This window comes from Occallatibacter gabretensis (genome assembly GCF_001449115.1).
GTDB classification, from domain to species: domain Bacteria; phylum Acidobacteriota; class Terriglobia; order Terriglobales; family Acidobacteriaceae; genus Telmatobacter; species Telmatobacter gabretensis.
This window is the reverse complement of the sequence record NZ_LAIJ01000001.1, coordinates 272,939-293,643: the sequence shown is the minus strand read 5'-3', so window position 1 is coordinate 293,643 and position 20,705 is coordinate 272,939. Positions and strand designations below refer to the sequence as shown.

The following is a 20,705-nucleotide window of genomic DNA, read 5'->3' as shown; positions in this document are numbered from 1 at the left end:
CAGCGCCTATCAAACGCGAAGTCAGCGTTTGGTAAAGCCAAACGATGTGATATTGAAAAGCCTTCGCTGTCCGTCCGCTCCACGACCCCTCGCTATCAGACATAGATCATGGATACCCTTTGCATTTGCACTGACTGGCACTGTCAACGTCCGATAGTTAGTCCTCCCTTCCGTGAGCTCAATCTTCACCTTACCGATAAGCGCTCCGGCAGGATTATCTAAGCGGATTTCGAGTGAGTCATCCTGAGCACCAGCGTATTCCGAGCTGACTTCGACATGAAATGTCGCGGCGCCACCTCCAAAATCGACGTTGCGAAAAAGAAGATAGCCGCCGTCGCCCATTTGCATCTGATACTCGCCCAACAACCCCTTTTCTTCCGAAACGTTGACTCGCACGTGAAATTCCGCAGCCTCGCGCCGTGGCGCAAATGCATCCAGCACCAGATGCGTCACACCTGGAGTGCCGACACCTTCATCCCGCCCTGGGTCAATCTGCCGGAGCGTGCCATCCGAGAGCACGTCTAATTTGGTGACAGCCACCATTCTGTGGTGGTCCTGCGTAGTGGACATGTCCGATTCGGTCATTTTCACGCCCTCTCTGTCTGAGAGGCCGCTGTCGTAAGGGATGTGGTAAGCGAGATACCGTTGACCTTTGTACTCGCAAATCCCTTGTTGCGTTGACTCGTCTGCGTCTCCCGCGGACAATATCAAGTGCCGAATCGGTCCGTTGTAAGGACCGAACAAACTATCGGACGTGACGTAGTTGAGATACCTTTCATTGGTGGAGCATGACTGCCCAGTTCCGGACTTCTTTGAATTAGTGACCGAGATATCTGGCGAATCGTTATATGCCACGTAGGTTAGATACCACTTTGCGCCAATCTTTACCGGTAGCGGACTTTCTAAGTAGTCTTGCTGGCCGCATGCGTCTTTCGGTACTTCAACATCTCTCGGAGACTCCGCGAGTTCAGTAAGACCCGGCTTCAATCGTGCGATCTTAACCCAGTGCTGGGAGGTGTCGCCCGCTCCCCAAATGAGATAAGGCTGCTTGTCGTCGCCATAAACAACCCATGGACTCAGTCCAACAAGCGGCTTTCCATCCGGAGTCTTCATTGGACCTCCGAGGACATCCTTGTAGGGGCCGAGCGGATTTTCAGCGGTCAGAACACCGATCTCGAATACTCCGTAGTTGAGTTCACTGGGCGGGTTCACACGAAACGGTGCAAACGCATAGTACTTGCCGTTTGCCGGAAGCGCGGCGTCTCCATCCCAGAGCGCTTCGCCAGTATTCCAAGTCACATCACGACCTGTGAGCACTGAACCGTGATCTGTCCAATTGTCAAAGTCCGTTGTCGTCAACACATGATATGCATACATGCCTTTGTAGAACTTGTTCGGCCTCTCGAACTGCACGGTGAAAGGATCCTGCGTCGTGATCAGGTAGAACTGTCCATTTAACTCTCTGCATGTCGGATCGTCGTTGAACAGATAACCCGGCGTCACGACCTTCTGGCACCACGCGAGATCACAGCGACCGGCAGCCCAGAGTGCCGCAACCATTAAGCTCAGATGCAACACAGCATTGTTACTAACCGGCATTTTCATCGTTCGCCTGCTTTCTAATTGCGCTGACCGTACATAGCCAATACGCGCGTAGCTCAACCCTCGCGTTGGGAATCGCCGGGAGCGGCTTCATCCTATGGAGCCGATCTAGATATCGGTGATGGGTTTCGACACAAATCAAATTCCGGTACAGGTAAGATGTTGCCGCCCTTGTCGTAATGAAGCGGGGCGACACAGACGCGGCGCTCATATGGACTTGGCCCGGCCACATGATAAAAGAGCCACCATCTTCCTTTGAATTCGGTGATAGACCCATGAATATTTCGAGAGTGGTTATCCAGGATCACCCCCTTGTACTGAAACGGGCCCAGCGGACTCTTCGCCACGCTATATTCCATCAGGTTAGCCACCATATCGCCCCGGTATGACGGGTAACTGAAATAGTACAAACCGTTTCGCTTATGGACCCAAATACCTTCGTGGTAATTTTTCAAGTCCATGACCTGAATTGGCCCGTCTCGCGTGATCATGTCCTGCTTCAGCTTTACTACCGCAACGTGATCATGGCTGTTGCCGAAATAGAGGTAGGCTTGTCCATCATCGTCGATGAAAACATTTGGGTCGATAGAACGAACATCGGCTCCGGCTTCCATACTGTCGACAAGAGGTTTCCCCAATGCGTCCTTGAAGGGGCCCGTGGGTGAATCCGACACGGCGACGCCGATCTGATCGTCCGCAGGAAAGTAGAAATAATACTTCCCATTACGCTCGATGCAGTCAGGTGCCCATGCGTGTTTATTGGCCCACCGGATATCTTTCAGGCTGAATATCACTCCATGATCTTTCCAATGAACCATGTCATCGGTTGAGAACACGTGCCAGTCAGTCATGTCCCAGTCTTTGCTACCGGCGATGTCGTGTGACGGATAAACATATAGCCGCCCATGAAACACACGCGCCGAAGGATCTGCTTCAAAATCGGGAAGAATCTGATGATTCGCCTCTAGTGGGCCAGAATCGGGCTTTCGCAGAGCACTATTTGTTTGTGCCATCGAGACTGAACCAGAAATCAATATAAGAAGCAACCAGCGCGCTAAGCGTCTCGCACGCGGCCTGCGGGCGTGTCCTTCACCCAACGAAAAGCCATACCCGTAGAACGCTGGCCCTCGGAACGTATTCCGAACGAGTGTCCCAAAGCTACCTTGATTGGGCCTCGCACCTTCAGACAAATTGGTTGGCATTTTGCGATTCATTCAAGTCCCCCCGATGATTTCGGTCTACCAGATCAGGTCCTGCTTACACTCGGAGACGAAATTCCGGCCATCTTTCTCGCCCCCGCGCAGCCTCTCAATAGAGACGACAGCCTCCTTGCCCTCTCGCGCTACTTGCGATCCAGGCGGAAGGCCGCGCCCTGGAAGTCACCTTGCAGTGCAACCTCGATTCCGTGATTCATCCACCATGCGCCAGAAGCTTCTGTCGGTGTTCCCTCCGCTGCCTTGCCTTCGATGCTGCCGAGTGCGTAGATCGCCTTGGGATCGAGCCCCAGCAACTGAGAGCGCGGAAAACTGCGCCCCTCCTGTGTCGAATGCACAAAGGCAAAAAACACAGCCTGTGATTTGTCCGGCGAGACAGTCTCTGTAGCGGAGAATTCGCTGCCATTGGTTGGAGAAATAAGGCGGTACAAATCTCCCTGCGTGACAGTCTTCTGCACTTGGTGATAGGCCGCGACCAAACGCCTGGCAATTGCCATATCTTCGTTGGTCCAGTTGTTAAGGTTGCCGCCGATGCCTAGAACGCCCTGCATCGAAACCAGCATCCGATAGGTCATCAAGCTCGTGCGGCTATTGAGCCAGTGCGGCGAGTCTGTTACCCAGGCCGCCATCGTCTGGACCGGATAAGCATGTGTAAAGCCATCCTGCTGCGTCAGCCGATCCAGCGGGTCCGTATTGTCTGAGGGCCACACCTCGTCGGTGTAGTGCAGAATGCCGAGATCGACGCGACCGCCGCCACCCGAGCAACTCTCGATCTCTACTCCCGGATGCTTAGCGCGCAGCTCGGCCAGGATCGAATACAGATTCCGCGTAAACTCGACATAGACTTTCTTTTGCTCGTTTGCGGGAAGCTGATCCCACCCCGGCTCGCTCCAATTTCGGTTGTAGTCCCACTTGAGGAAGGCAATATCATTCTCAGTCAACAGCTTGTCCATCGCATCGAAAACGTATTTACGCACATCAGGCCGGGCCAGATTCAGAACTAACTGGTTGCGGTCTTCACTGCGCGGGCGCCCCGGAAAATTCAGCACCCAGTCCGGATGATTGCGATAGAGATCCGAGTCGGGATTGACCATCTCCGGCTCGACCCACAAGCCGAAATCCATATTCAAGGAATGCACCTTGTCGATCAGAGGCTTGAGTCCGTTGGGAAACTTTTCCTTGTTCACATACCAGTCGCCCAATCCCGCGTGATCGCTCTTGCGCTGGCCAAACCAGCCATCATCCATCACGAAACGATCGACACCGAGGGCCGCTGCCTTCTCCGCCAGAGCCCCCTCTACGGCCTCAGACACATTCCACTGGGTTGCTTCCCAAGAGTTGTAGATCACCGGCCGAAGTTTGGGACTCGGCGCCTGTGGCAGGATATGCGTCAGCGTAAAACGGTTCAGCAGTCTCGAAGCGCCGCCCATGCCATGATCGGTGTAGCCCGCGTAGAAGACCGGCGACTCCAACTTCTCGCCTGGCTCGAGAAGATAGCCGAAGTCGAAGGGATTGAAGCCGCCTGTCACGCGCACCTTGTCCAGAGAATCCTGTTCAACGGTGATGCGCCATGAACCGCTCCACGCAAGCGCACCAAACCATGTCTCGCCTTGCTCTTCACCCGCGTTACCCTTACCGATAGCGAACCATGGATTGAGCTGAACCCCAGTCGATCCGCGCCGGCTTTCCAGCACCCGCTGCCCTTGGTGAATCGCCTCCTCATTCAGCGTCCATTCGCCCGCCCAGCGTCCGCTCAAATAGCTCAGTGTGTAATGCGCGGCAGGAAGTGAGAAAGCCGCAGCCGCAGCCTGCTCGATCATGATTGGGTTCGGTTCATGGTTTTCGATTGTCGCCGAGCGTGCGACGATACCCGACTCGGGATCGATGTTATAGTGCAACGTCACGATCACCGCGCGGCTGATGTCCTTCACGACAACGTCGATGGAATTATCATCGTGCTTGCTGCTTGAAGCGTAGTGCAGGACCAGGTCGCGATTGCCGTCTGCAAAGGTAACCTTCAGAGCGGGTTCTAGATATAGCTCGGCACCCCAACCTGCATACTCCTGAGGCGTGTTGTTGTATGAGGAGTCGAAGCCGGATAGAACATCTTCTGATTTGGCCGGATCGATGACATCATGCTCTCCAAGCCGGCCGCCCCAGTAGAGTTGCTGTAACTCACCGCGCTCATTTACGCCAAAGGCGTAGGTCGTGTTGCCGCCATCGAGGCGGAAGACGGGTTGAGAGCCGACATGTGACCCCGCATTCGGAGTCTGACCGTACGCTGCGGCGGCCGCGCCCGAACCCAGGAGCGACGCAAAAGCAACGCCCATCACACAAGGGCAAACGAATAAAGCAAAAAGAAATCTTTGAAAGGTTCTCAAAATGACAGCATTCATGAGGTCATCTCCATTCATAGCTTCGATGTCTGTAAAAGCTTTACGTGGATCATCCCCTCGTCCTTCTGAGCCAGCAACTGATCCCTCACCGCAAGCTCGCGAGTTGGCGTTGCCACGAGTCCACCCAGCGCTGCCGGCTCGAGAAAAGAGTCATCGATGTTGAAGCGTATGCCGAGCACATCTCGAAGTAGGGGCCGTACCGGGCCTGCAAGGTTTGTTGGGTCGTAGTTTTCTTCCAGGTCGAAAATCATCACATACGCCAGGGACGACCAACCCCAAAACGGATTCATCCCATTGCCTTTGCCAGAGTCGGCGTCATAAAACTCTCGCGTGACCTTGTTCCGGTCGAGTGCCATGTCAAACGTTTTGAGGGCGAGCCCACGTGCCTCATCTCGGAAGCCATATCTGAGCAGCCCATGGAAGATCATGTAGTTGGTGGGAACCCATGAGGTGCCACGCCAATTGCATTCTCCTGCACGAACTCCCTGATAGTAGTCCGGCTCGGTCTTCGCATAAGTGGCGACCGCATAGGGAAGCCAAAATTCCTCTTTATTCAAAAGGTGTTCATGCACGAGGCGGCGCGCTTGCCGAGGGCTCGCGATGCCGATCCAAAGCGGTATGAATCCTGCCACGGACTTGACGTGGATCTGCCTACCAGTCTTCTCGTTGCGGTCATAGTAAAAGCCATCTTTATCATCCCAGAACAGCATATTGATCAACGCCGACAAGCGTTTTGCGTGTTGGGTATACTTCTTTTCGTTTGTCGTATCTCCGAGAGTTCTGGCAATCATCGACATTGCTTGCAGCTCTCGAACGAGATAACAGGCCAAATCGACCCCCTCATCCTGCAAGGCACCGATTTCGCCGGACCGGGAGACTTGATTGTCCATGCCGCTGGCATCGGCGCTGTCCCACACAGGCAGACCATTATGGTCCGCATCATATTCAAACCAGCGGTCTACGTACTTCTGCAACCGGGTGTAGTAGTTTCCGCGGAGCCAATCATAACTATTGCCGTTTTGTTTCGCCGACAGCACCACCAACTGGGCCATGAACGGTTTGAACATTTGAGTCGGCTTGGGATAGGTGATACCGAGAGTACGAGAGATAAAGCCGTCAGGCTGTTGGCGATCGAGAAAGACTTTGAGATTCGTTAGATCGTAGTCACTCACGCCATAGTAAGAAAGATAAAGATTTTCAAAGTAAAGGTCCCAATCATAATATTCACCGTACTTATATCCTGTGAGCATCTCGCCTGTTGCCCCTGGAAAGTCATGGAGGCCCTGGTTCCGGATATCGCTATTGAGTTCCTGCAGGCGCACGGGGAGTCTTACCCAATCGTCCTTCCCAACGAGGGTCTCCAGGTTCCTTGTTGCCGTGGGAGAAACCGCTTGTTGCGGCTGTGCGGGTACGGCCGCCAGCATTAACAAGGTGAGCGCTATGATGTCACGAGTTATAGGACTATCTCCTGAAAATGAGGAAACTGCACAATTACAAACTGATTTCTCGAATTGACCGAGTAATTCAGTTTGAAACGACGGCGACATAGGCCACAAGTTTGGGCACGGTAACCTGCACCTGCCCTCCGGAGTAGGTAAATGCCACCGGCGTATCCGCTCCGTAGTCGGGTGAGACAAGCGTCACACTCCTGGGAGTCTTGGCAACGGGAAACCTGACACTCACTTCATCCTGCTCCTGAAATCCCCGTGAATAGTTGTGATTGATCAGGTGCGCCACCGTGCGCCCATCGCTCAACTGCGTCAGGTTGGTGCCGATATTCGCTGCGGATGCCGTCACCCTCCCCGGCAGGTCTGTGGTGTTGTGGTAGAGAGCGGCATGAGCCGGCATCTTGTAGAACGCCGTCGTCTTTTCGAAGAGCGGCATCAGCCCCAGTTGTGTCGCCGTCGGATCGCCGACCGTATCAGCCAGATGCATATTCAGATACACAGTTGCCGCCAGCGCCTCCGGCACATACATCCGCCAGTAGTCCGATTTCTCCGAAGCAGGCAGCGATAGATAGTCGGTCATCACATCGGTCGGCCAATCGATGAACGCAGACACCGGGACCACGCGTCCGTCGATCCTCGCGGATCGTTGCTTGAGCGCCATAAATGCCGCCAGCAACGACTGCGTCCCATCCAGATGACCGTCCGCTGTATGCGGACAATAATTCACTGAAGCCCCGCCCGGCCCATCGGGATTGCCGCCCCAAAGACCAATCATCTGGAAGTCGACGAATGGAAATACGCCGTTGGCGGTAATGTAGATCTCCTTGTTGTACTTTTGCCGCGCATAGGTACGCAGCGTCAGCACAATATCCTGCCAATAGACCAGGCTGGTATAGGTTCCGGTAAACGTCCCGTTCTGTGGCTCCGGATGGGCTTCCACCATAGTTCCCCACTCTGCAGCCAGCGGATTCAATCGACTGAGAGGCGATGCTTGCCATCCGTTGCGGGCCAGGTAACCGCGATAGTTGAACGTTCGGCCGCGCGTGGCGGCAGATTTCGAACAATTGAGATTGTCGGTCGTCGTTATGCCATATTTCGACTGCCAGTCAGCCGGGCTGTAGTTGGGATACTTCCCGCACAAAAATCCACCGAAATCGGCAACACTTGCGTCGTCAAATCCCTCGTCTCCATTGTTTTCATCCCCGGAAGCCGCGCCATCATAGCTAAAATCGACCTCATCGAAGAACAGTCCGTCCACGCCGCCGTCGATCTGCATCTCCCCGATGCCGATGAGGTATTGGCGGTAAGCCGGGGATGCCAAGCTACCGCGGTAGAATTTCATCGCAGAATGAAACACCGGCTGGCCTGTCGCATCGCATGAGACTACTGCATTGAATGCCGACGTTGCCGGGAACTCTTCCCTGAAGAGAGCAGTGGCTGTTGTTCCGCCAATAAACACAATGCCTGCGGCACGTGCCTGCATCGGATAGCTCCAGTTGTAATCGGATGGCCGAACTCCGCCTCGATCCCACCGCTGCCACGCGCGCGAGACGATATTGGGCGACATCGCAAGAACCTGCGGATCGGCGGGGAGGTTCTGGTCTTCCTGGCTGAAGCCAAAGACCGTAAGCCCGGAAGGATCGCGCTTCCCATAGACTCTCGGATCGATCGCGATCTGCGTATAAATCCCTCCGCCTCCAACAGGATTGCTCGCCGCCGGCGTAGCGCACGCAGACTGGGTCGCAGGAGGCGGAGAAGGCGGCGGCAAATTGGTCGACGTCTGACCCGAAAGTCCGTCGCAACTGGCAATCGCAACCGCCAGAAGAAGCGAGCAAGCGCGTCCAGAGACTCGATTGCTGCCCGACCAGAAAATCAAATTCAATGCTGGCATGATGGCTCCGCAGCGAATCTGCGTCGTATCAACATTGAATTCACATCCTGGTGAAGGCAAGTCCGACTTAACAACGAGCTATTCCCCATAGAGCTTCTCCGTTCCCTGCCAATATGTAGACCAATCCATTCCGTATCTCCGTCCCCGATGATTGTCTGGATGGCGACACTGGGTGGTCGCTTAAGGCCAGGCTGGCATGCCCTTCGCCAAACAACCTGAAAGCCTTAACGAGAGTTCCATATCCAGCAACCAGCTATGCTGCTGCAAACGGCCTTCTCGACCTCGACTAACCTCATACGTCTCAAACCTGAAAACAAGCAAGTAAAGAACGGTGCGTTTCAAACGTATCGCACAAAGTACCGTCTCGTAACTAGTTTATTTACAATGAATTATGTCATACGATTTTGTGTGCGCGATACTCAATCAGGCCTATGGATTCTTCCAAATTGCTATGTATGATTGTGGTGCGAGGCACTTTGGCGAGATGGGAAGCTCAACAGATCTACACAAGACCGAGGAACACGAGAAGGGAGGGCTCGTCACTGAAGGTGGCAAACGCGACGTGATCCTGGCTGAACTGGAGAAGCTTCTGGAAAGCAAGCCGTTCCGAACCAGCTCTCGGAGTAGGCTGTTTCTTCGATACGTAGTTTTGCATAGCGTCAACGGTCAATCAGAGAAGCTGAAAGAGCGAACGATCGGCATAGATGTCTACCAGCGCGTCGTGGACTACGCGACAGGAGATGACCCAGTCGTGCGCGTTAGCGCCGGAGAGGTACGCAAGCGCCTCGAACAGTACTACTACACTGCGCCTCTTGACACCCCGGTTCGGATCGAGATCCCGCTGGGTTCGTATACACCGGAGTACCACTGGGCCTCACTTCCCATTCCGGTCGCCGAGAGTTTAAGTTTGGCAGTTCCCGGTGCACAGGAGACAGATTCGCCGGATATGGAAGTAACCACTCCGCATCGCCGCAGCAAGAGCGGCTTGAAAATGTGGAGTGTGTTGACAGGGCTACTACTCGCGGTGGGTGCGACCTTTACTACGGCTTGGGTAATCGAGCATCAAACATCCTGGGGCACACAGGATGTGTTGCACGATTTTTGGGCTCCCGCCTTGAACTCACAGCATCCGATCCTCATCTGCCTGGCCAGGCCCGTGGTTTACCGTCCGAAGATCGATCTTTACGAGAAGTTTTCTCGAACGCATCCGGGTACGTTCACTACCGAGGATCAACGGGACAACCAACAACTTCCCCTCAATCCGAATGAGATGATTGCCTGGAAGGACATGGAGGTCTATTCAGGCTATGGAGTGGCAGGTGGCGATGTAGAAGCTGCGGTGTCAATCTCGGACCTTTTCACTGCAATGAAAAAGTCTCACCAACTCAGAATTGGCAACGACTACTCCTTCCAGGATTTACGCACGTCTCCTTCGGTCATCGTCGGGGCTTTCAACAATCGGTGGACTTTGGAGATGAATTCAGGCCTCCATTTCGCTTTCGTTTGGGGAGTCGGTATCCAGGAGCAGGGTCCATCTGGGCGAGCTTGGAATTTCGAAGGGGAGCCAACCCAAAAGAGCTTTGTCGATTATGGGCTCGTAACCAGACTCGTAAACTCAAAGACCGGTCAGTTCGTCGTTTCCGTTGCCGGGCCCAGCTTTGCCGGAACACAAACTGCGGGCGAATTTGTCTCCAGTTCAGAGCTCCTCGAACAGGGTCTAAGGTCAGCTCCACGCGATTGGCGCACAAAGAATTTTCAGCTTGTTTTGAAAACCAATGTCATAGATGGTATTCCGGGTCCACCACACGTCGTCGCCTCATATTTTTGGTGATGCGCCTTACATCTCAAGGGCAGAGTGAGCCGAAGAAAATACAGGAACTCGGTTGCCAATTGACCGGATTCTCATTGGGACTAGACGACGGGCGATGTCTATAGGCAGACCATCGAGAGAAGCGTGCTGAGCGCGATGAATTCCAGAACGATGCAGATCCTCACAGGTAGGAAAAAGACGGTCACGACAGGGTCGAAGATGCCAGTAGGGAAAGCTCTAGTGCCGAAAGCGAGGAAGTTGGCTTCAGGGGTTGTACAGCACTGGAGCAAGTTTTGAAGGGAGGGGGCTGTAAGTTGTGATTTATTGGCTCCTCAGGTAGGACTCGAACCTACAACCCTTCGGTTAACAGCCGAATGCTCTGCCATTGAGCTACTGAGGAGTGACGAACTTTGAATTGTCCCATCTCCAAGGTAGCAGACACGATGCGGCTCGTCAAAACCTGCTTTCGTTCTCGCGGAGGACGGCGAAGGCTCGTTCCAATCCCGGAAATCCGGCTGCTCAATTTCGGACTCATTGACTGCTACGATAGAGGCCAGGAGCTCTGATTTTGAAGCTGAAAATCCCTGATGGCGCCTTTCGCGCTTATCTCTTTGATTGCGACGGCACTGTCGTCGATTCTATGCCCCTGCACTACATTGCCTGGAAGCAAGCCCTGGAGGAATGGGGCTGCACTTATGAGGAAGAGCTGTTCTACTCGTGGGGCGGAAGACCGATACGCGAAATTATCAGCCTGTTGAATGAGCAGCAGGGCCTAAAGATGCCTGTCGAAGAGGTGGCTATCCGCAAGGAAAATCTTTACTTCGATCTGTTGCCTCAGCTCAAGGCTATTCCCGAAGTGGTGGAGCATATTGATGCCATGTACGGGAAGATTCCCTTTGCCGTAGCTTCCGGAAGCCGGCGTGACTCCGTTGAGAGCTCGCTGAAGATTACGGGACTGATCGATAAATTTGAAACGCTGGTCTGCGCCGACGACTACAAGCGTGGGAAACCTGCGCCGGATTGCTTTCTGCTGGCGGCCGAGCGGCTTGGCATAGCGCCGGAGGATTGCCTGGTCTTTGAAGATACCGAGCTAGGCATTGAAGCGGCCACGGCGGCGGGTATGGCCGCCGTCAAAGTGCCGCAGCCGTTTGAGCGCGTCACCTAGTCTCCAGGCTCAATCTCCGCGATAGATGCAGCCACTGGTACAGGTTTCGCGGACGACGATCTGGCTCAGCGCGGCAAGCTCCGGCTTGAGATGCTGCCATATCCAGCGAGCCAGATTTTCGCTGGTCGGATTTTCCAGGCCAGCGATGTCGTTCAGGCAGCGGTGATCGAGCTGGTCTTCGATGGGCTGAAATGCGGTCTTCAGATCGGCGAAATCCATCACCCAGCCAAGTTTCGTATCCACCGGACCTGCAACATGGATTTCAATGTGAAAGCTATGCCCGTGCAACCGGCGGCACTTGTGGCCCTCAGGCACGTTCGGCAGCCAGTGCGCCGCCTCAATCGAAAAGTGCTTGAAAATCTCCATTTCCCTTCCCTAACGTATCCCTACCATTTTGTGCGTTTGTAGACTGAGCCGCCAGCGCGGGTGCTCCATGCAATAACGGATGGCCGCAGCGACATTTGCGTCGCGAACGGGGCCGTCCATAGGTTGCAGAAAGAAGTGCCGGAAGGTCATGCCTTCAAATGCCTCGGGCTGCGCGGCAGCCTGCGGGTAGACGAGCTTGATCTCATGGCCGCTTGTCTGCACCAGCTCCGCCCCGGCCTTGGGGCTGACGCAGATCCAGTCAAGGCCTGCAGGAGCGGCGATGGTGCCGTTGGTTTCGACGGCGATCTCGAAGCCGTGGTCGTGAAGCGCGGCAATCAGCGGCTCATCGAGTTGTAGTAGCGGCTCGCCGCCGGTGCAGACGACGAAAGGCTTGCCGCTGGCATCTTTGGTGGTCCATTCGCGGGCAATGGCGTCGGCCAACGCACCAGCGGAGTCAAATTTTCCGCCGCCAGTGCCGTCGATGCCGAAGAAGTCGGTGTCACAGAACTGGCAAACTGCCGTGGAGCGGTCGCTTTCGCGGCCGGACCAGAGATTGCAGCCGGAAAATCGGCAGAATACGGCGGCACGGCCGGCCTGCGCGCCCTCACCCTGGAGGGTGTAGAAGATTTCCTTGACCGCATAGCTCATCGAACTGCCTGTACCTTTGCTTCCGCCGCGGTGTAATGAAGCGGGTCTTCGATTCCGTTCTCGCGGAAGCCTTTCTGACGCAGGATGCAGGAGTCACAGGAGCCGCAGGGGGCGCCATCGGGCGCGGGATCGTAGCAACTGCTGGTGAGCGCGTAGTTTACGCCGAGCGAGAGGCCAGTGCGAATGATTTCCGCCTTGGTCATCTCCAGGAGCGGGGCGTGGATTTTGAGTCTCTGCGCTCCTTCGACACCGGCTCGGGTGGCCAGGTTGGCCATGGCCTCAAAGGCGGCGATGTATTCGGGGCGACAGTCCGGATAACCGCTGTAATCGAGCGCGTTTACCCCGAGAAAGACATCAGAGGAACCGAGCACCTCAGCCCAGGCGAGCGCGAAGGAGAGAAATATGGTGTTGCGGGCCGGGACGTACGTAATGGGGATGCCGTGTTCCATCTCGTCGGCGGCACGATTTTTGGGCACGTCGATCTCGGCGGTAAGAGCGGAGCCACCGAAGGCGCGTAAGTCGATCTGGGCGGTGCGGTGCTCAACCGCGCCGAGCGATTGAGCCACGCGGCGGGCGGCCTCCAGCTCAATGCTGTGGCGCTGGCCGTACGAAAAAGACAGCGCATAGGGCGCAAAACCCTGGCTGAGGGCGATGGCGAGAACGGTGGCTGAATCCAGACCCCCGCTGAGGAGAACCACGGCTGGCTTTTGTGCTGTCTGGCTCATAAGTTCTATGGTAATCCACTGGATTTTCGATCGAGGGAACGATGCGGCGCAACCGCCGCTGGGTCAGCCGTAGCGGTTGAAAGCCTCGATTTGCGCGGCGCGGTACTCGCGGCGTTTGACGGGCGTGGAGAGCACCGTGGAAGTGGATGTTGCGCCAAGGGCGTTGAGCTTGTCGATGAGGGCCTCAAGATGGCTGATGGAGACGACATCGGCTTCAATGACGAAGGACTCCGCGCCGGTGATGCGATGGCAGCGGCTGACCTCTGTGAGCTCTTTAATGGCGGCAACGGTGCGGGTGACCTGCACGTCTCCGCCGTTGATGGTGAGGCGCACGATGACGTGAATTGGCATGCCCAGCCTGGCCATATTGAGCGAGGCATGATAGCCGGTAATGACGCCGGCTTCTTCCAGACGGTGCACCCGTTCAGCGGCTGCGGGCGCGGATAAGCCCGCTTTGCGGCCGAGTTCAGCGAAGGAAAGGCGGGCATTGTGCTGGAGGGCTTCGAGGATTTTCCAGGCGATGGGATCAAGGTCGACGGCGGTTGGAACGGCTCGATTGGTCATGGGGAAGGTTCCTTAAGCAACCTACCACTTATGCCTACGATTGCAAAGTCGCGAAGGCGCTTTTTCTTCGAATCTCCATTCTCTGTGGCTATGCGGCAGGGCTAGGCTTTGTGCGGCGCTATTGAAATTGCCACATTTCCCCATGTGGCCCGGCGCGGAGGTTTGGCATGGGTACTGCGCAGCGTCCGGTGTGGACGGATTTTCCTGGGCATCTTGCTTCAACCCAGGTAGCGGCGAAGAAAGATTTTCTTCCGCTTAAGGGAACGGATCATGTTGAGTTTTATGTAGGCAATGCGCGCCAGGCCGCATACTTCTACCGCACGGCGTTCGGCATGTCCCTGGTGGCGTATGCGGGGCCTGAAACGGGGCAGCGCGACCGCGCCTCCTACGTGGTGCAGCAGGGCAAGATCCGGTTTGTGTTTACCACCCCGCTGAACTGCAGCCATCCGATTGCACAGCATATCCATCGGCATGGAGATGCGGTCAAGGTGGTTGCATTGTGGGTGGATGATGCGCGACAGGCGTGGCATGAGACGGTGCTTCGCGGAGCGATTAACGCAGAGGAGCCAAGCGTGCTGACGGACGAGCATGGCTCGGTTGTCATGTCGAGCATTCGTACCTATGGCGATACGATTCATACCTTTGTGGAGCGGAAGAATTACAACGGGCCGTTCTTGCCGGGATACCGCGCGATTGAGAGCGATCCGGTGGCGAGGCCCACGGGCCTGCTGCACATTGACCACATGGTGGGCAACGTGGGCTGGCACGAGATGGACAAGTGGGTGGAGTTTTACGGGCGTGTGATGGGTTTCTCGCTGTACCAGCATTTTGACGATTCAGATATTTCCACCGAGTACTCGGCGCTGATGTCGAAGGTGATGGCGAACGATAACGGGTACATCAAGTTTCCGATCAATGAGCCGGCGGAGGGAAAGAAGAAATCGCAGATAGAAGAGTATCTTGACTTCTTTCCGGGACCGGGCGTGCAGCACATCGCACTGGCAACCGATGACATTCTGCGCACGGTGACTCTGCTGCACGATCAGGGAGTGGAATTTCTGCGCGTGCCGCATACCTACTATACGGAACTGCAGAATCGCGTGGGCAAAATCGATGAGCCGGTGGACAAGCTGGAAGAGCTGGGGATTCTTGTCGATCGTGACGATGAAGGATACATGCTGCAGATCTTTACGCGTCCGGTGGAAGACAGGCCAACGTTGTTCTTCGAGATTATTCAGCGGCGCGGAAGCCGGAGTTTCGGCAAGGGCAACTTCAAGGCGCTGTTTGAGTCCATTGAGCGCGAGCAGCAGGACCGCGGGAACCTGTAGTAATGAAAAAGGAGTGCGATGCGCACGGAAACGCTTTCTGCAGCGGAGCCTTATCTGATTCGGCAGGACTATACGGCCTATACACAAGAGCAGCATGCGGTATGGGCTGAGCTTGTCGAGCGCGTGTATCCGGAGCTTGAGAAACATGCGGCACGCGAGTACCTTGAGGGCTTCGAGATTATCGGGCTGCAACGGGATTGCCTGCCGCATCTCGGATCGATCAGCGCGCGGCTGGAGCCGCGAACGGGGTGGAACTCGACGCCGGTGAGCGGGTTTCTGCCTGCGCCTGCGTTCTTTGAGATGCTGGCGACCCGGCGATTTCCCACAACGACATGGCTGCGCAGCAAGGATTCATTGGAATATACTCCGGAGCCGGACATCTTTCACGATGTCTTCGGTCATGTGCCGATGCATGCGCATGCGGTATTTGCGGGCTTTCTGGAACGCTATGGACGCGTTTGCGCCGCGATGCAGGATGACGCAGTGCTGGAAAAGCTGGGAAGAATTTTTTGGTACACGGTGGAGTTTGGCGTCATTCGGCAACACGGCGAGATCAAGGCGTATGGCAGCGGCATCATCAGTTCGCAGGGCGAATGCAGGAATGTGATGAGCGGAGGCTGTGCAATTCGCGATTTCACACTGGATGAAGTGTTGCGAACTCCGGTGAAGGTGGATGAGTTGCACAAGCTCCTGTTTGCCGTGGAAAGCTTTGACCAGATTTATGACGCGATGAACGAAGCGGAACAACGCGCGATGAACGGCACGTTGTAAAAAATGGCGCGAGAGGGCTGGTAATGGCAGAAGAAATTCAGTATCAATCGGGATTCGGGAATGAGTTTGCGACCGAGGCAGTAGCCGGAGGTTTGCCGGTTGGGCAGAATGCTCCTCAGAAGCATGCGCTGGGACTCTACACGGAGCAATTCAGTGGAACGCCGTTTACCGCGCCGCGCGCGACGAATCGCAGGACATGGACCTATCGCATACGGCCTTCTGTAACGCACAGGCCGTATGAAGAGATTGCCGTGGGAATGATTCGCAGCGGGCCGTTCCATGAAGTACCGACAACGCCGAATCAGCTGCGGTGGAACCCGCTGCCAATGCCGGAAAAAGCGACAGGCTTTGTGGATGGCATTGTGACGCTGGGCGGCAATGGCGATCCGGCCATGCAGACCGGTTTGGCGATTCACGTATACGCCGCGAATGCGTCAATGACGGATCGGTTTTTCTACAGCGCGGATGGCGAATTTCTGATTGTGCCACAGATGGGCAAGCTGCGGATTCACACGGAACTGGGAATTCTGGATGTAGCGTCCGGTGAGATTTGCGTGATTCCGCGTGGCGTGAAGTATCGCGTTGTGCTGTTGGAGAAAGAAGCGCGCGGATATATCTGCGAGAACTATGGATTGCCCTTTCGGCTGCCGGACCTGGGGCCGATTGGCGCCAATGGACTGGCGAATGCGCGCGACTTTCAGGCTCCGGTAGCGGCATACGAAGATCGCGATGGCGAGTTTCACATCACGGCGAAATTTCTCGGACGGTTGTGGTCTGCGCCGATCGATCACTCGCCCCTGGATGTGGTGGCATGGCATGGGAACTATGTGCCGTACAAGTACGACCTTGCGCGATTCAACTGCATCAACACGGTGACGTTTGATCATCCCGATCCGTCGATTTACACGGTACTGAGCGCACCGTCTGCGATTCCCGGAACCGCGAATTGCGATTTCGTGATTTTTCCGCCGCGCTGGATGGTGGCAGAGCATACATTCCGGCCGCCGTGGTTTCATCGCAACATGATGAATGAGTTTATGGGACTTGTTACCGGTGCTTACGATGCAAAGGCGGAGGGATTTGTGCCAGGCGGTGCAAGTCTGCATGCCTGCATGGCTGGGCATGGGCCCGATGCGGAGACCTTTGAGCGCGCCAGCAATGCGGAGTTGAAGCCACAGTACCTGGCGAACACGTTGGCGTTCATGTTCGAGACGCAGCTTGTGGTGCGGCCAACGGAGTTTGCCATGCAGACAAGCCTGCTGCAGCATGAGTACTTTGAATGCTGGCAGGGGCTGAAGAAGCAATTCAAGGCGAGGTAATGCGGTGAGTAAAACCGAGCCTGTCGCAATGGATTGCGCGCTGAAGGGCCTTTTTGATTACGCTGGAATGTTTCCGCCGGCGGGGTTAAGGCTCGAAGCGGCTGTGCGCGCCTACCGCGAGTACCGGCAAAGCAATCATGCGTACGCACTGGGTTGCATGGTGGTGAGCGCGAAGGATCTGAATGCACTGAAAGAAACGCTGCAGGAAGACATACGCGATCTGCGACTCAGCGTGGTCGCTACGGATGAAGATCTGGAAACCATTCAGAAGCATCTGGATGAAGGGATGCCGATCAAGATGATCGAGATGAAACCTGCGGATGGAAGCCAGGTGAAGAGTTTAAAGAATAAGCTCCCTGCAGGAATTGATATCTATGTCGAGCTGCCTATGGACTTGCGAAATCTGGACGTGGCCGATGCAGTTGCAGAGGCCGGCCTGCACGCCAAGCTGAGATTGGGAGGCGTGGTTGCGGAGGCGTTTCCGACAACGGCGCATATGGCTGCGATGCTGAACGAGCTTTTCAAACGCGGACTGGCGTTCAAGGCGACAGCTGGATTGCATCATGCCGTACGATCGCGGCAACCGTTTACCTATAGCAAGGACAGCGAACGCGGAATGATGCATGGGTTTATGAATCTGCTGTGCGCCGCGGCTCTGGTATGGTTTGGCGGCGAAGAGGATGACGTGACGGAACTGCTGGAAGAAGAAGGCTTGCTGGCGTTTCGGGTAACTGAGCATTCGATTCGCTGGCGCGACTTTGACTGGAGCGCCGACGAGTTGCGCGAAGTTCGCACAGGCTTCTTGCGCAGCATTGGGACCTGCTCCTTTATTGAACCGGTACGGGATATGGAGGCGCTGGGATGGCTTTGAAGAGTTGGCTTGCCTCAGCGAATGATCCCGTTTCGGATTTCCCTATTCAAAATTTGCCGTATGGAGCCTTTCGCTACCGGGAGCAGACGCATATCGGTATTGCCATCGGCGATCGGATTCTTGATTTATTCGCGTGCACGGCCAATGGTCTGCTTGCGCAGTTACCCGAAGAGATTGAATATGCGTGCCGGATGGAGACGCTGAATGCGCTGATGGAGTTGGGGCCGGAAGCGTGGCAGCGACTGCGGGCGCACGTAACGGATTTGCTGGATGCAGAATATACAAAAGATGAGACGCGCAAAAAGGTCGAGGTAACGCTCGTACCGATGCAGGCAGCCGAGATGCAGATGCCGGCACGGATTGGCGATTACACGGACTTCTATGCATCAATCGACCATGCCACCCGTGTGGGAAAACTCTTCCGGCCCGACAATCCCCTGCTGCCCAATTACAAATATGTGCCGATTGGCTATCACGGACGCGCTTCTTCAATTGTCTTGAGCGAGACCGCGGTTCGCCGACCTTGCGGACAGACGAAGGCAGGCGATAGCGCTCCTGTTTTTGGTCCTGCGAAGTCACTGGATTACGAGCTGGAAGTAGGAATGTTTGTCGGGCCAGGAAATCGGCTCGGAGAATCGATCTCTATCAACGAGGCAGAGCGGCATATTTTTGGGCTTTGCCTGGTAAATGACTGGTCGGCGCGCGATATGCAGTCGTGGGAGTACCAGCCGCTGGGGCCGTTTCTGGCAAAGAGTTTTGCGACAACGATATCGCCGTGGATTGTGCCGCTGGAGGCGCTGGCTCCCTATCGCGTTCCGGTTCGCAAGCGTGCGGAGGGAGATCCTGCGCCGCTTGAGTATTTGCAAAGCACGAAGCATGATCGCGATGGCATTGACCTCACGGTGGAAGCGTACCTTGAGACACGCGCGATACGAGAAGCGGGCATAAAGCCGGAGCGCATCAGCCGTGGAAATCTCCGCGACCTGTACTGGAGCCTTGCACAGATGCTTACGCACCACACGAGCAACGGATGCAATCTGCGCGCGGGCGACCTGCTAGCGACGGGAACTATATCGGGGCCGGATGAGGGATCAGAAGGATGCCTGCTGGAGATGAAGCATCGCTCAGGCGCGGTGCAGCTGGCCACGGGTGAGCAGCGTACGTTCCTGGAAGACGGGGACCGCGTAATTTTGCGCGCGCATGCGCAGCGGCCAGGCCTGCCACGAATTGGATTCGGAGAGTGCGCGGGCCTTGTGATAGAAGCTGCGCCGTTGACGCGGTAAAGCTGCGGCCTGAGACAGGCTACAATTCCCTTTTCAATAGACAGTCTGGTAGGGTGGGGAAACCGATGCCGACTGGGCCGAATTCTTCCTACGAACCGATCACAACCTCGCACCCGCCCGCGGTGTTTGCAGGCTTCTCAAGCTGGCTGCTGGACGCGCTCGACTATTTCCTGGTCACCTTCACGCTGACCGGCATGGCGAGGGAGTTTCACAAGTCCGACGCCCAGATGGCGCTCGTGATCACGATGACGCTGCTGTGCCGGCCGGTGGGCGGGTTTATCTTCGGCCTGCTGGCGGACCGGTATGGACGCAAAAAGCCGCTGATGGTCAACATGAGCGCCTATGCGCTGGCTGGGATTTTGACGGGACTCGCGCCAAATTTCACTGCCCTGTTAGTGATTCGTGGCGTCTTTGGCGTGGTGATGGGCGGAACGTGGGGCGTGGGCACCAGCATGGCGATGGAAGGCGCGCCCACGAAGCGAAGAGGTCTGCTGAGCGGTGTGCTGCAGGAGGGTTACGCGGCAGGGCAGGTGCTGGCGGCACTCCTGTTCTTCTTTCTGCATGGGCTAGGGTGGCGCTGGCTGTTTATCCTCACGAGCCTGCCATCGATTCCGCTGGTTTTTTACATCGGATGGAAGGTTAAGGAAAGTGCGGTCTGGCAGCGAACGAACTCCGTGGTCGCGGGGGCGGTTCGCGCCGGATGGGCAGAGCAGTTTCGTGAGTTTGCGCGAAGCTGGAAGCTGTTCGCGTATCTGCTGGCATTTATGACGATGATGATGTTCGCCAGCCACGGTACGCAGGATATGTATCCGACATTTCTGCAGCGTGCCTGGCACATGGGAGCATCGCAGCGGTCCATGATTACGGCCATCGGCGGCCTGGGAGCGATCCTCGGCGGAATTGTGGTAGGACATTTCTCCGACAGGCTGGGGCGGAGAGTGGCAATTGTGGGAGCGTTTGTGCTGGGGATCGTGGTGATTCCGCTATGGGCCTATGCGCCGAACCCCTTGCTACTGGTGACTGGGGCATTTCTGATGCAGTTTGCAGTGCAGGGAGCGTGGGGAGTGATTCCGGCGCACCTGGCGGAACTGACTCCGGATAAGATGCGAGCGACCCTGCCGGGATTTGCCTATCAGTGCGGCGGAGTGCTGGCCAGCGGCATCGGGGCGATCGAGGCGCTATATGCGGCGCGCACCAACTATCCGACAGCAATGGCGCTCACCGCGGTAAGCGTGTTTGTGCTGGCGGGCGTGATGGCGGCTGTGGGTAAAGAAAAGCGTGGAACCGAGTTTGGACAGTAGCGA

17 protein-coding genes and 1 tRNA gene are annotated in these 20,705 nt (G+C 56.0%); 8 read left to right on the top strand and 10 right to left on the bottom strand.

Going from position 1 to position 20,705, the window contains the following annotated elements; all coding sequences use genetic code 11:
- Positions 1-21: 21 nt before the first annotated feature.
- From VO84_RS01145 to VO84_RS01125, 5 genes are all read right to left on the bottom strand, one after another.
- Positions 22-1,605 carry a family 43 glycosylhydrolase gene (locus VO84_RS01145; RefSeq protein ID WP_082661593.1) on the bottom strand — a complete coding sequence of 528 codons (1,584 nt, stop codon included), beginning with the start codon at positions 1,603-1,605 and terminating at the stop codon, positions 22-24.
- Between the two features lie 92 nt (positions 1,606-1,697).
- Positions 1,698-2,816 (bottom strand): family 43 glycosylhydrolase, encoded by a 1,119-nt coding sequence (locus VO84_RS01140; protein WP_197413846.1) that lies wholly within the window; start codon positions 2,814-2,816, stop codon positions 1,698-1,700.
- Between the two features lie 128 nt (positions 2,817-2,944).
- Positions 2,945-5,146, bottom strand: coding sequence for an alpha-galactosidase (locus tag VO84_RS01135; protein WP_058185572.1), 2,202 nt, complete (start codon positions 5,144-5,146; stop codon positions 2,945-2,947).
- Between the two features lie 80 nt (positions 5,147-5,226).
- Positions 5,227-6,759, bottom strand: coding sequence for an amylo-alpha-1,6-glucosidase (locus VO84_RS01130; protein WP_082661591.1), 1,533 nt, complete (start codon positions 6,757-6,759; stop codon positions 5,227-5,229).
- Positions 6,737-8,551, bottom strand: coding sequence for a hypothetical protein (locus VO84_RS01125; protein ID WP_157439651.1), 1,815 nt, complete (start codon positions 8,549-8,551; stop codon positions 6,737-6,739). The genes VO84_RS01130 and VO84_RS01125 overlap by 23 nt, the downstream gene beginning before the upstream one ends.
- A gap of 391 nt (positions 8,552-8,942) precedes the next feature.
- On the opposite strand from VO84_RS01125, the gene VO84_RS01120 reads away from it, so the two are divergent.
- Positions 8,943-10,382 carry a hypothetical protein gene (locus VO84_RS01120; RefSeq protein WP_058185432.1) on the top strand — a complete coding sequence of 480 codons (1,440 nt, stop codon included), beginning with the start codon at positions 8,943-8,945 and terminating at the stop codon, positions 10,380-10,382.
- A 304-nt stretch (positions 10,383-10,686) separates the two neighbouring features.
- Here VO84_RS01120 and VO84_RS01115 read toward each other — a convergent pair.
- Positions 10,687-10,761 (bottom strand) — tRNA-Asn (locus tag VO84_RS01115).
- Between the two features lie 168 nt (positions 10,762-10,929).
- On the opposite strand from VO84_RS01115, the gene VO84_RS01110 reads away from it, so the two are divergent.
- Positions 10,930-11,526 carry an HAD family hydrolase gene (locus VO84_RS01110; protein WP_058185431.1) on the top strand — a complete coding sequence of 199 codons (597 nt, stop codon included), beginning with the start codon at positions 10,930-10,932 and terminating at the stop codon, positions 11,524-11,526.
- A 9-nt stretch (positions 11,527-11,535) separates the two neighbouring features.
- Here the strand turns inward: VO84_RS01110 and queD are convergent, their stop codons facing one another.
- From queD to VO84_RS01090, 4 genes are all read right to left on the bottom strand, one after another.
- Complete coding sequence (gene queD, locus VO84_RS01105; RefSeq protein WP_058185430.1) at positions 11,536-11,892, bottom strand: 6-carboxytetrahydropterin synthase QueD; 357 nt, start codon at positions 11,890-11,892, stop codon at positions 11,536-11,538.
- A gap of 9 nt (positions 11,893-11,901) precedes the next feature.
- Complete coding sequence (gene queE, locus VO84_RS01100; RefSeq protein ID WP_058185429.1) at positions 11,902-12,540, bottom strand: 7-carboxy-7-deazaguanine synthase; 639 nt, start codon at positions 12,538-12,540, stop codon at positions 11,902-11,904.
- The gene (gene queC / locus VO84_RS01095) at positions 12,537-13,265 is read right to left on the bottom strand and encodes a 7-cyano-7-deazaguanine synthase QueC (RefSeq protein ID WP_058185428.1); all 729 of its coding nucleotides are present in this window, start codon (positions 13,263-13,265) and stop codon (positions 12,537-12,539) included. Before queC ends, queE begins: the two co-directional genes overlap by 4 nt.
- Positions 13,266-13,328: 63 nt before the next feature.
- Entirely contained in the window at positions 13,329-13,829 is a 501-nt protein-coding gene (locus VO84_RS01090; protein ID WP_058185427.1) for an Lrp/AsnC family transcriptional regulator, read from the bottom strand.
- 167 nt (positions 13,830-13,996) lie between these two features.
- On the opposite strand from VO84_RS01090, the gene hppD reads away from it, so the two are divergent.
- From hppD to VO84_RS01060, 6 genes are all read left to right on the top strand, one after another.
- Positions 13,997-15,157 (top strand): 4-hydroxyphenylpyruvate dioxygenase, encoded by a 1,161-nt coding sequence (hppD, locus tag VO84_RS01085; protein WP_082661590.1) that lies wholly within the window; start codon positions 13,997-13,999, stop codon positions 15,155-15,157.
- Positions 15,158-15,175: 18 nt separating this feature from the next.
- Entirely contained in the window at positions 15,176-15,928 is a 753-nt protein-coding gene (locus tag VO84_RS01080) for a phenylalanine 4-monooxygenase (protein ID WP_058185426.1), read from the top strand.
- A gap of 23 nt (positions 15,929-15,951) precedes the next feature.
- Positions 15,952-17,247: a homogentisate 1,2-dioxygenase gene (gene hmgA / locus VO84_RS01075; RefSeq protein ID WP_058185425.1), complete on the top strand. Its 1,296-nt coding sequence runs from the start codon at positions 15,952-15,954 to the stop codon at positions 17,245-17,247.
- A 4-nt stretch (positions 17,248-17,251) separates the two neighbouring features.
- Positions 17,252-18,118 (top strand): hypothetical protein, encoded by an 867-nt coding sequence (locus VO84_RS01070; RefSeq protein ID WP_157439650.1) that lies wholly within the window; start codon positions 17,252-17,254, stop codon positions 18,116-18,118.
- Positions 18,109-19,401 (top strand): fumarylacetoacetase, encoded by a 1,293-nt coding sequence (fahA, locus tag VO84_RS01065; RefSeq protein ID WP_058185423.1) that lies wholly within the window; start codon positions 18,109-18,111, stop codon positions 19,399-19,401. Before VO84_RS01070 ends, fahA begins: the two co-directional genes overlap by 10 nt.
- Positions 19,402-19,466: 65 nt before the next feature.
- Entirely contained in the window at positions 19,467-20,702 is a 1,236-nt protein-coding gene (locus tag VO84_RS01060) for an MFS transporter (protein ID WP_058185422.1), read from the top strand.
- Positions 20,703-20,705: the final 3 nt, after the last annotated feature.

Excerpts from the sequence above, each read along its gene's own strand:
- VO84_RS01145 (WP_082661593.1), bottom strand. The coding sequence starts at position 1,605 with ATGAAAATGCCGGTTAGTAACAATGCTGTGTTGCATCTGAGCTTAATG.
- hppD (WP_082661590.1), top strand. The coding sequence starts at position 13,997 with ATGGGTACTGCGCAGCGTCCGGTGTGGACGGATTTTCCTGGGCATCTT.
- queD (WP_058185430.1), bottom strand. The coding sequence starts at position 11,892 with ATGGAGATTTTCAAGCACTTTTCGATTGAGGCGGCGCACTGGCTGCCG.
- hmgA (WP_058185425.1), top strand. The coding sequence starts at position 15,952 with ATGGCAGAAGAAATTCAGTATCAATCGGGATTCGGGAATGAGTTTGCG.
- VO84_RS01130 (WP_082661591.1), bottom strand. The coding sequence starts at position 6,759 with ATGTCGCCGTCGTTTCAAACTGAATTACTCGGTCAATTCGAGAAATCA.
- VO84_RS01125 (WP_157439651.1), bottom strand. The coding sequence starts at position 8,551 with ATGCCAGCATTGAATTTGATTTTCTGGTCGGGCAGCAATCGAGTCTCT.
- queE (WP_058185429.1), bottom strand. The coding sequence starts at position 12,540 with ATGAGCTATGCGGTCAAGGAAATCTTCTACACCCTCCAGGGTGAGGGC.
- VO84_RS01080 (WP_058185426.1), top strand. The coding sequence starts at position 15,176 with ATGCGCACGGAAACGCTTTCTGCAGCGGAGCCTTATCTGATTCGGCAG.
- fahA (WP_058185423.1), top strand. The coding sequence starts at position 18,109 with ATGGCTTTGAAGAGTTGGCTTGCCTCAGCGAATGATCCCGTTTCGGAT.
- VO84_RS01120 (WP_058185432.1), top strand. The coding sequence starts at position 8,943 with ATGTCATACGATTTTGTGTGCGCGATACTCAATCAGGCCTATGGATTC.
- queC (WP_058185428.1), bottom strand. The coding sequence starts at position 13,265 with ATGAGCCAGACAGCACAAAAGCCAGCCGTGGTTCTCCTCAGCGGGGGT.
- VO84_RS01140 (WP_197413846.1), bottom strand. The coding sequence starts at position 2,816 with ATGAATCGCAAAATGCCAACCAATTTGTCTGAAGGTGCGAGGCCCAAT.
- VO84_RS01135 (WP_058185572.1), bottom strand. The coding sequence starts at position 5,146 with ATGGGCGTTGCTTTTGCGTCGCTCCTGGGTTCGGGCGCGGCCGCCGCA.
- VO84_RS01060 (WP_058185422.1), top strand. The coding sequence starts at position 19,467 with ATGCCGACTGGGCCGAATTCTTCCTACGAACCGATCACAACCTCGCAC.
- VO84_RS01090 (WP_058185427.1), bottom strand. The coding sequence starts at position 13,829 with ATGACCAATCGAGCCGTTCCAACCGCCGTCGACCTTGATCCCATCGCC.